This is a genomic window from Methylobacterium sp. A52T (assembly GCF_053346095.1).
In genome coordinates this window covers 1-10212 of the sequence record NZ_JBKFBI010000178.1, presented here as the reverse complement: position 1 = coordinate 10212, position 10212 = coordinate 1, and the positions used below count along the sequence as shown (strand labels likewise).

11 protein-coding genes are annotated in these 10212 nt (G+C 72.2%); 2 read left to right on the top strand and 9 right to left on the bottom strand.

The genetic code is table 11. The annotated features are described in order from the left end of the window. The 5 genes from ACLBYE_RS27455 to ACLBYE_RS27435 form a co-directional block, all read right to left on the bottom strand. Positions 1–416: NAD(P)-binding protein (locus tag ACLBYE_RS27455; protein WP_447696596.1), on the bottom strand; the 416-nt coding region annotated here is incomplete at its 3' end. Between the two features lie 65 nt (positions 417–481). Next, entirely contained in the window at positions 482–766 is a 285-nt protein-coding gene (locus ACLBYE_RS27450; RefSeq protein ID WP_447696595.1) for a hypothetical protein, read from the bottom strand. A 92-nt stretch (positions 767–858) separates the two neighbouring features. Then, positions 859–3348: an ATP-dependent Clp protease ATP-binding subunit ClpA gene (gene clpA / locus ACLBYE_RS27445; protein WP_447696594.1), complete on the bottom strand. Its 2490-nt coding sequence runs from the start codon at positions 3346–3348 to the stop codon at positions 859–861. 38 nt (positions 3349–3386) lie between these two features. Next, the gene (gene clpS, locus ACLBYE_RS27440) at positions 3387–3773 is read right to left on the bottom strand and encodes an ATP-dependent Clp protease adapter ClpS (protein ID WP_100253538.1); all 387 of its coding nucleotides are present in this window, start codon (positions 3771–3773) and stop codon (positions 3387–3389) included. Between the two features lie 205 nt (positions 3774–3978). Continuing rightward, positions 3979–4323, bottom strand: coding sequence for a phasin family protein (locus ACLBYE_RS27435; RefSeq protein ID WP_447696593.1), 345 nt, complete (start codon positions 4321–4323; stop codon positions 3979–3981). A 338-nt stretch (positions 4324–4661) separates the two neighbouring features. Between ACLBYE_RS27435 and ACLBYE_RS27430 the strand changes: the two genes are divergently transcribed. Then, positions 4662–6128, top strand: coding sequence for a serine hydrolase (locus ACLBYE_RS27430; protein WP_447696592.1), 1467 nt, complete (start codon positions 4662–4664; stop codon positions 6126–6128). A gap of 138 nt (positions 6129–6266) precedes the next feature. Here the strand turns inward: ACLBYE_RS27430 and ACLBYE_RS27425 are convergent, their stop codons facing one another. The 3 genes from ACLBYE_RS27425 to ACLBYE_RS27415 are packed head-to-tail and all read right to left on the bottom strand — an operon-like array spanning position 6267 to position 8407. After that, positions 6267–7028, bottom strand: a complete 762-nt coding sequence (locus tag ACLBYE_RS27425) for a J domain-containing protein (protein ID WP_447696591.1) — start codon at positions 7026–7028, stop codon at positions 6267–6269. A gap of 3 nt (positions 7029–7031) precedes the next feature. Further along, positions 7032–7280 carry a hypothetical protein gene (locus tag ACLBYE_RS27420; protein WP_447696590.1) on the bottom strand — a complete coding sequence of 83 codons (249 nt, stop codon included), beginning with the start codon at positions 7278–7280 and terminating at the stop codon, positions 7032–7034. Beyond that, positions 7277–8407: a S1C family serine protease gene (locus ACLBYE_RS27415; RefSeq protein ID WP_447696589.1), complete on the bottom strand. Its 1131-nt coding sequence runs from the start codon at positions 8405–8407 to the stop codon at positions 7277–7279. Before ACLBYE_RS27415 ends, ACLBYE_RS27420 begins: the two co-directional genes overlap by 4 nt. Positions 8408–8820: 413 nt before the next feature. Between ACLBYE_RS27415 and ACLBYE_RS27410 the strand changes: the two genes are divergently transcribed. Beyond that, complete coding sequence (locus ACLBYE_RS27410; protein ID WP_042674010.1) at positions 8821–9036, top strand: hypothetical protein; 216 nt, start codon at positions 8821–8823, stop codon at positions 9034–9036. 70 nt (positions 9037–9106) lie between these two features. Here ACLBYE_RS27410 and ACLBYE_RS27405 read toward each other — a convergent pair. After that, positions 9107–10212: SbcC/MukB-like Walker B domain-containing protein (locus tag ACLBYE_RS27405; RefSeq protein ID WP_447696588.1), on the bottom strand; the 1106-nt coding region annotated here is incomplete at its 5' end.

Here is a 10212-nt window from a genome sequence, read left to right as displayed (position 1 = left end):
GCGAGCAGCGCGTCGAGGCCGGAGAAGCCGGCGCGCCGCTGCGCCGCCTCGGCGGCGGTGGCGGGACGGCCGTCGACGACGAGCCGGCGCGCCCAGCCGTCCTCGCGGGCGACGTGCGCCCCGGCCGCCCGGGCGATGGGCGCCCAGGGATTGCGCTCGGCCCAGTGGATGTACTCGGCGCCGGCGTCGAACCGGCACGCGGCGCCGAGCGCCCGGTCGGTGAAGGTGCGGCCGCCGATCCGGTCCCGAGCCTCGACGAGGGTGAAGCTCTGCCCGGCGGACCGCAGGAGGGCGGCCGCGGCGAGCCCGGCGGCCCCGGCGCCGACGACGACCACGGGTCCGCCGCCGGCGCGGGCCCGGAGGGCCGGCATCGCCAGCAGGGGGGCGGCGAGCAGCGATCGACGGGTCGGTGTCATGGGCGCGCCCGCTCGGAACCGTCCGGAGGCGTCGCCTCCCGCGCGCCCGGCCCCAAAGCGGCGCGCTAGCCGCGCGCGCCCTGCGGGCCCGAACGCTTCTCCATCATGGCCTTGACCTGCATCAGCTGGTCCCAGACCTGGCCCGGCGAGGTGCCGAAGAAGTCGAAGCCGGCGGCGATGCCCCAGTAGATGCCGAAGCAGATGAACGGCACGAGCACCCAGGCCAGCACCTCCTCGCCGCGACGCCGCCGCTGGCGACGCCGGCGCCGCTCCTCGCGCCGGGTGAGCTTCTTGGGGGGCGCCGGCTGCGCGACGGGGGACAGGTGTCCCTCGTGCAGGTTGTCAGTCATCGGGCGCCTCCTCGCCGCGGCGCATGCGCGTCGCGGCGGTCATAGACCGGCGGCCCCCGAGTCCGGAAGGCCGCCGGCCGGCCTGCACACCATTAGGCGCGCACGAGTGGCACCTTCGGCACGGTCCGGACGCCGCCGCCCGAGCTGCCGCCGCCGCCCTTGTTGTCCTTCGGCGTCTTCTTCCGGGCCGCGGTGCGAGGCTTGGCGCGCTTGTGGCGCTTGGCGGCGTTGGTCACGTCCTTCTCGGGCTTGGGCGTGACCGGACCGGCCGGGAACTCGAAGGTCAGACCGTCCTTCGCGCCGGCCTTGGCCTCGCCGTCCTCCGGCTTGCGGACGACCACGCGGACCGCGCCGCCGTCCTTCAGCTTGCCGAACAGGACCTCGTCGGCGAGCGGCGTCTTGATGGTCGACTGGATCAGCCGGGCCATCGGGCGCGCGCCCATCGCGTCGTCGTAGCCGTGCTCCACCAGCCAGTCCCGGGCCTCGTCGGAGAGCTCGATCGTGACGTTGCGGTCGGCGAGCTGCGCCTCGAGCTGGAGGACGAACTTGTCCACCACCTTCGCCACCACGTCCTTCGGCAGGTGGCCGAACGAGATGATCGCGTCGAGCCGGTTGCGGAATTCCGGCGCGAACAGCCGGTTGATCGCCTCGACGTCGTCGCCGGAGCGCTTCGACTGGGTGAAGCCGTAGGCCGCCTTGGCCAGGTCCGAGGCGCCCGCATTCGACGTCATGATGATGATGACGTTGCGGAAATCGACCTGCTTGCCGTTGTGGTCGGTCAGCTTCCCGTGGTCCATCACCTGCAGCAGGATGTTGAACAGGTCCGGATGCGCCTTCTCGATCTCGTCGAGGAGGAGCACGCAGTGCGGGTGCTGGTCGATCCCGTCGGTGAGCAGGCCGCCCTGGTCGAAGCCCACGTAGCCGGGGGGCGCGCCGATCAGGCGGCTCACCGTGTGGCGCTCCATGTACTCCGACATGTCGAAGCGCAGCATCTCGACGCCGAGCGAGGCGGCGAGCTGCTTGGCGGCCTCGGTCTTGCCGACACCGGTCGGGCCCGCGAACAGGTACGAGCCGATCGGCTTGTCCGGGTCGCGCAGGCCGGCCCGGGCCAGCTTGATCGCCGAGGTCAGGGCCTCGATGGCGTTCGGCTGGCCGTAGACCACGCGCTTCAGGTTCTCGGTCAGGTGCTGGAGCACCACCGCGTCGTCCTTGGAGACGGTCTTCGGCGGGATCCGGGCCATCGTGGCGATGGTCGCCTCGATCTCCTTGATGCCGATGGTGCGCTTGCGGCGCGCCTCCGGCACCAGCATCTGCGACGCGCCGGTCTCGTCGATCACGTCGATCGCCTTGTCGGGCAGCTTGCGGTCGTTGATGTAGCGGGCCGACAGCTCCACCGCGGCCTTCACGGCCTCGGTCGTGTACTTGAGCTTGTGGAATTCCTCGAAGTACGGCCGCAGGCCCTTCACGATCTCGATCGTGTCGGGGATCGACGGCTCGTTGACGTCGATCTTCTGGAAGCGCCGCACCAGGGCGCGGTCCTTCTCGAAGTACTGGCGGTACTCCTTGTAGGTGGTCGAGCCGATGCAGCGCAGCGTGCCCGAGGCCAGGGCGGGCTTCAGCAGGTTCGACGCGTCCATGGCCCCGCCCGAGGTCGCCCCGGCGCCGATCACCGTGTGGATCTCGTCGATGAACATGATGGCGTTCGGGTGCGCCTCGATCTCCTTCATCACCTGCTTGAGGCGCTCCTCGAAGTCGCCCCGGTAGCGGGTGCCGGCGAGCAGCGTGCCCATGTCGAGGGAGAAGACGGTCGCGTCGGCGAGCACCTCCGGCACCTCGTGCTGGATGATCTTGCGCGCCAGCCCCTCCGCGATCGCGGTCTTGCCGACGCCGGGATCGCCCACGAGCAGCGGGTTGTTCTTCTGCCGGCGGCAGAGGACCTGGATGGTCCGCTGGACCTCGCTCTCGCGGCCGATCAGCGGGTCGATCTTGCCGTCGCGCGCCTTCTTGTTGAGGTTGACGCAGTAGGCGTCGAGCGCGTCGCCCTTCTTCTTGGCGCCGCCGCGGGGATCGCCCTCGTCGCTCGGACGCTCGGAGGCGCCCTCGTCCTCGGCGCCGCGCACTGGCTTCGACTCCGACGCACCCGGCCGCTTGGCGATGCCGTGGCTGATGTAGTTGACCGCGTCGTAGCGGGTCATGTCCTGCTCCTGCAGGAAGTAGGCGGCGTGGCTCTCGCGCTCGGCGAAGATCGCCACCAGCACGTTGGCGCCGGTCACCTCCTCGCGGCCCGACGACTGGACGTGGATCACGGCGCGCTGGATCACGCGCTGGAACCCGGCCGTGGGCTTGGCGTCCTGCCGGCCGTCGCCGGTGAGGTTGGAGAGCTCGGTGTCGACGTAGTCGACCAAGCTGCGCTTGAGCGTGTCGATCTCGACGTTGCAGGCGCGCATGACCGCGGCCGCATCTTGGTCATCCACCAGGGCGAGCAGGAGATGCTCCAGCGTCGCGTATTCGTGCCGGCGCTCCCCGGCGAGCGCCAGGGCGCGGTGGAGGGCTTGTTCTAGGCTGCGTGAGAAGCTTGGCAAAGCTGGCCTCTGTCCTTCGTGCCTACCGCGAGCGGCGCCTATTTCTTTTCCATAACGCACTGGAGAGGATGTTGGTGTTTGCGCGCGAAGTCCATGACCTGCGTCACCTTGGTCTCCGCGACCTCGTAGGTGAAGACCCCGCACTCGCCGACCCCGTTCTGATGCACGTGCATCATGATCTGGTAGGCGTCCTCGTGGCTCTTGTTGAAGAACCGCTCGACCACCAGGACCACGAACTCCATCGGCGTATAGTCGTCGTTCAGAAGGAGTACCCGGTACAGACTCGGCCGCTTGGTCCGCGGCTTCGTGCGCGTGATGATCGCGGTGTTGGAGCGGTCGTCGCCCCCGGGGGCGCGCGAACCGGATGCCGTGACCGCGATACGCGCCGGCCGGTGCTCCCTGGTCGAACTCGCGGTGCCCTGCATGGGGACCTGTCTCATGTGCGTCGAACCGATCCCTTGCTCGGAGCGGGCGCCGCCGGTCCTCACGGCCGATCCTGATCCTGGCCTGCCGGGAGCAGCGCTCAGCTCCACGCCGGTTAATCTACAGACGGTGAGCCGACTTCGCCAGACGCCTGTGCGCACTTGTCCGCCCTGCACCGCGCGTCCCCGGCGCATGATGGCCGACCCGCTAGCGCGCCGGCCCGGGACGGGCCGCGGCCGGCGACAGCGCCTTCGGCCGCAGGAACGCGCCGGTCAGGCCCAGCATCGCGTCCCGGGCGGCGGCGGAGCGGGCCGCGGCGCGCTCCCCGGCCCGCTGCAGGTACGCGGCCTGCACCGCCAGGATCTCGGTCGGGCTGCGGGCCGCCGCCAGCGCCCCCCAGGTCGCCCCGAGATCGTCGAGGGCCTTCTTGACCGAGTCGAGATACTCGATGCCGAGGGTCTGGGCCGCGCGGCTCGCGATCCCGAACCGCCGCAGGGGCGTCTCGAAGCCGGTGGCGACCGGGCTCAGGGGGAGGGCAGGGGGTCTCTGCATCGCCGATCTCCGGTCCGCCGCCGAGCCGGCCGGCCATCCGCGACCGACAGTTTCGGATCGCCGCGAGAGTGTGCGGCACGACAGCCAGCGTCAAGCTCGGGCCTGTAAGAGCGGCCGGCCGCAGCCGGCACGGCATGGCCGACCGGCAACAGCGGGTCGGGAACGGCCGGTAAGCGGATGCCGGAACGGCACGATCCGGCATCCGCCGCGATCGCATTAACGGGCCTGTAACTGCACTTGCCTAACTCTCCACTGATGCAGCGGGGCCACGTGATCGGCGGAAGGCTCTGCAGGGGATACGACCGGCCAGATCCGGTTTCGCGAGGCAATCAGGCGTGATGCGTAGCGTAGTAGGCCGCTCCCGGACGATTCCAGCGCTCCCGGCCGCGATCCTGGCCGCCGCCGTCCTGACGGCCATGGCCTCACCGGCCGACGCCCGGCGCGGTCGGCACCACCACGCCCGCGCCGGCGGCGGCTACAACCCGCCTTACGCGGCGATGGTCGTGGACGTGAAGAGCGGCAAGACCTTGCACGCGGTGAACGAGGACGCCCTGCGGCACCCGGCCTCGATCACCAAGGTGATGACGCTCTACATGCTGTTCGAGCAGATGGAGCGGGGCAAGTTCGCCCTCGATTCCGACCTGACCATCTCGGCCCACGCCGCCGCCCAGGCGCCGTCCAAGCTCGGCCTGCGCCCCGGCCAGACCATCTCGGTCGAGGACGCCATCAAGGCGATCGTGACGAAGTCGGCGAACGACGTGGCCTGCGCCATCGGCGAGAACATCGCCGGCTCCGAGGAGCGCTTCGCCCAGATGATGACCGCGAAGGCCCACGCCCTCGGCATGAGCCGCACGCACTACGCCAACGCCTCGGGCCTGCCCGACCCGGACCAGCTGACCACCGCGCGCGACCTGACCGTGCTGGCCCGGGCGATCCAGGACCGCTTCCCGCACTACTACCGCTACTTCCAGACCCGGTCCTTCGCGTTCCGCGGCCGGGTGATCGGCAACCACAACCGCCTGCTGGGGAACGTCCAGGGCGTCGACGGGATCAAGACCGGCTACACCCGGGATTCCGGCTTCAACCTGATGACCGCGGCGAAGTCCGAGGGGCGCCAGATCGTGGCGATCGTGCTGGGCGGCAAGTCCGGCGCGAGCCGAGACCGGATCATGGCCGACCTCGTCCGCGCCAGCCTGCCGCGCGCCTATGCCGGCGCCCGGATCTCGGCGCCGGTCACCGAGGTCGCCGAGCGCGCCCGCCCGGCGGTCGTCGCCGACGCGGTCTCGCGGACCCGCACGCAGGTCGCCTCCGCGGACGACGAGGACGTCGAGACGACCGGCACCACCGGCGAGCCCCTCGACCTGTCCCCCGCCAAGACCACGACGCCGGGCGGCACCTGGAAGCCCGGCCCGCAGGGCATCCCGAAGGCGGCCCAGGCCTATGCCGGCGGCGGCAACGCCCAGCCGCCCTTCCCGGGCGCGTCCAAGTCCACGGCCCGCGTGGCCTCCCTCGAGCGCGACGAGCCGCCGAAGGCGGTCTCCGGCGCCCGCGTCGTCCCGACCGCCTGGGTGATCCAGCTCGGCGCCATGGACGACGAGTCCAAGGCCCGGACGATGCTCTCGGAGGCGCGCGCCAAGGTCGGCGGCAGCCTGTCGAAGGCCGCGCCCTACACGGTCAAGGTCGAGCACGGCGGCACCACGCTGTTCCGCGCCCGCTTCTCGGGCTTCGCCGAGCAGGATTCCGCCCAGGAGGCCTGCTCGGCCCTGAAGCGCAGCGGCTTCAGCTGCTTCGCCACCCGGAGCTGAGACCCGCGAGACCCGTCGGCGCGCCCGCGCGCCGCGTTTCGCGAGCCACCGGCGCGCCCGCGCGCCGGATACGGAACGGCCGCGACCGAGTTCGTCCGCGGCCGACGATCGGTAACTCTCTGACAACGCGCGTGGAGTTCAGCGATGTCGGTTCAGAAGCCTGTCCCGGGCCGCGTTGACGCGCGCCGCGCCCTCGGCGCTGCCCCCCTGGTCGGGGTGGGCGCGCTTCATGAGAGACCGGTGGGCCGACCGGATCTCCTCAGCGGTCGCCCCGCGCTGAAGCCCCAGGATCTCGTACGCCTGCTCCTGCGTCATCGCCCCTGGATGCGGCGGACGGCGCGGCCGCGGGTCGCGATCGCCCTCAGCGTCTACACGCCATCCGGGCGCCCGGCGGTCGAGATACGGCTCTAGCAGGGCGGCGCCCGCGGCGTCGCGGATCCGGCAGAGCCGCAGCAGCTCGACCACGGCCCCGGTGGGCATGCTGTCGAGCCACGCGCCGGCACCCGGCCCCGCGATGACGCGGCCCGTGCGCAGGCTGCCGTCCGGACGCACGAGGGCGTCGATCAGGACCGTGCGGAAGCGGCGGTCCTCCGGGTCGCGCGGGCGCTCGCCGGATCCCGGCCGGATCAGCCGGCGCAGCCGCGCGGTCATGGCGGCCTGGCCCTCGATCATCCAGACGCCGCTCAGCCCGAGCAGTGCCGCGAGGACGAAGTTCCCGCGCAGGAGCAGGAACCCGGCCGCGAGCAGCGCGAAGGCGCCGAAGGTCGGAAGACGCGCCCGCCCGAGGGCGGCACCGAGGCCCGCCCGGAGACCGCCGCGGAGCCTCCGGCCGAGGCCGCCCGAGTTCTTCGACAGCCACCACAGGGTCAGGCAGGCGAGCAGGCCGGCGAACAGCATCATCGCTCAGTGCCGCACGCCGTAGAGGGCGGACGCGCTCCCGCCGATCTGGATGCTCGTCCCGTCGCCGAGATCGAAGTGGCCCGGCCGGCGCTGGCTCGGCGGGCGCACGCTCGCGTCGCAGCCGGGCTGGGGCGGGAGGCGCACGCCCTCGGGCAGGTTCTCCGGGCAGAGGCGCGCGCGCGTGGGCGCCTCGCCGGCGCGCGCGGCGGCGGCGAGGAGGATCAGGGGCAGGAGGAGGGCCGCGCGCGTCATCGCCGATTCTCCGCGACCTCGGCGGTGGTGACGCGGACCTGCCGGATCCGGCCGTCGCGCTCCACCTTGAGGGTCACGCCGGCGCCGAGGCCGGCCTCCTCGATGGCCGCGGTCAGGTCCGCGAGGCGGTGGACCGGGCGATCGTTGGCCTCGACGATCACGTCGCCGAGGTCGCCGGTCTGCGGGTCGACGCCGCGCAGCCCGGCCTGCGCGGCCGGGGAGCCGGGAAGCACCCGCACGATCACCACGCCGTCGATGCCGAGCCGCGCGGTGGCCGCCTCCTGGGCGGCGATGATGCCGATGCCGGGATTGCGCACGCGGCCGGCCTTGATCAGTTCCGGCACGATCCGGTTCACCACGTCGACGGGGATCGCGAAGCCGATGCCGGCGCTGGCGCCAGAGGGCGAGACGATGGCGGTGTTGACGCCGATCAGCCGGCCGGCGGAATCGAGGAGCGGGCCGCCGGAATTGCCCGGGTTGATCGCCGCGTCCGTCTGAATGACGCCGGACACTTCGCGGCCCTCGCTCGTCGGCATGCGCCGCCGCACGGCGCTGATGACGCCGGTCGTCAGCGTGTGGTCGAGGCCGAACGGGTTGCCGATGGCGAAGGCCGACTGCCCGACCTTGAGATCGGCCGAGGTGCCGATCGCCAGCGGCGGCGGCATGTGGCGCACCCGCCCGAGCTGCAGGACCGCGAGGTCGTAGGACGGCGCCATCCCGACGAGGGTGGCGGGCACGACCTCGCCGTCGCTCATCCGGACCGAGACCGAGCCGCCGCTCCGCGCGGCGTTCTGCACGACGTGGGTGTTGGTGACGATGTGGCCGGCGCCGTCCCACACGAAGCCGGTGCCGGTCTGGGTCCCGCCCTGCTCGCCGCCCTGGTCGTCGAGGTCGAGCAGGTCGCGGTTCTGCGCGGCGCCCTGCGCGAAAACGTGAACGACGGACGGGCTCGCGCGCTCGAACAGCGCGACCGTCGAGGACTCGGCCGGCGCCAGATCGCCGCGGGCCGTGATCGCCCGGGGCGTGTCGGCCGCGTAGAGCAGCGGCTGCAGGTAGGGCTGGGCGACGTAGAGCGCCAGCAGGACCAGGACCGCGGCGAGGACGATGCGCACGGTACGATCCGGCACGGGTGACTCCGAGAGAAGCGCGTAGGCGGGCCCCGACGGGCCGAGCCTTAAGTGCGCGTTCAGGATCGGGGCGTCAACACAGAGGGGCGCCGCCGCCGACAGGCCCCTGACGTGTTCTGGCGCACGTCGGCGACGGGCGCAGACTGGCTAACGGAATGGTCATCATTCAGGAGCCACAATTCTCGCAAGTCCAGGGCAGCTCAGTCGCGCTCAATACGGACATGGAACACCGAACCGCGCCCGAACTCGTGCCTCGGCACCGGACGCTGGTTTCGAGAACCGCCCGAATTGATCGCAAAGCTGCCGCAGAGATGCTTGCATTGACGCTCAGACCATCGATCGCCGCAGCCCCTCGGCAGAGCCCGGCGGCGGCGGTCTGAACGGTCCAAAACGGTTCGGAAGGACGAGTACCCATGGAAACCGAAGCTCTGGAACGGCCCGCGGATCTGACGATCTGGCGCACGGCCCCGGCGAGCGCCCCGCTCGCGCAGCCCGAGCGCTACCGGACCCTGCGGGAGGCGATCGCCGCCGCGGCCGGCGCCCTGGCCGACCCGGCCAAGCAGCCCTGGATCATCACCGAAGAGGGCGAGATCCTCTCGCCGAACTGGATCCGCACCTACCTGAACTGACGATCGATCACCCGGAGAACGGGGATACCGGGGACGGCGGCGCGAAGCCCCGCCCCGGTGCCCCGCGGGCTCACTCCGCGGCGTCCGACTGGCGGAAGCCCTCGATCCCGACCTGGTCGGGGTTGATCGCGTGCAGCGCCCGCCGGGCCGCCTCGAGGGGGTGCTCGGCCTCGATCCGGACCGAGGTCAGGTCCGGGCTCTTGTAGACCGTCACGATCGTGTCCATCACCTCGGTCAGCGTCGTGCGCTTGTCCTCGGGGGCGGCGATCAGCAGCTGCAGCCCCCAGGCGCGGTAGAGATCGACCAGCGCCTGGCTGTTGCGCACGTCGAGCTTCGAGAACGCCTCGTCGAGCAGGCACAGGCCGAGCCCCGGATTCTCGTCGCCCGGCCGGTCGCCCGGATAGTAGGCGCTGGCGAGCGACGCGGCGATCGCCACGTAGAACGGCGCCTGCGCCTCGCCGCCGGAGCCGCGCAGCGCCCGGGCCGACATCGTGGTGCGGTTGCCCGCCCGGTCGCGCATGCCGATCTCGTAGACGAAGTAGTTGCGGTAATCGGCGAGCCGCGCCGCGTCGTCCGCGCCGGCGATCAGCGCGGTGATCTCCTCGAGCGCAGCCGCCATCGGCCCCTCCGCCTCGCCGGCGAGCAGCGCCTGCGCGGCCTCGGGCGAGCGGGCGGTCTCGGTGGCCAGCGCGTGGACGGCGGCGTAGCGGCGGTCCACCGCCGCCTCGAACGCGTAGGTCTGGCCGGTGAAGCTGCGCGCCGAGAGCCGCTCGTTCAGCGCCGCGAGCCGGGCATGGACCCGCTCGAACCGGTCGGCGAGGCGCGTCAGCAGGTCCTCGGTCATGAGGCGGCGCATCTCGGACTCGGCCCGCTCGGCCTGCGCCCGGTAGCGGCGCAGCTCGTGCCCCTCGACCGCCTCGTATTCCCGGCGCACCCAGGCGAAGCCGTCGATCGCCGGGGCGTCCCCCGAGGCCAGCGGGTTCTCCACCCGCCAGGCGGCGCAGGCCTCCGCCAGCTCGCGCTCGGCGATGCGCCCGTGCGAGCGGGCGGCCTCGGCGGAATCCCGCGCGAGGCCGCGCTCGGCGCTCACCCGCGCCCCGGCCGCCTTGGCGTCGAGGCCGGCGAGCGCCCGCCGGGCCTCGGCGACCGCGCCGAGGTCGAAGGGCTCGGCGCGGG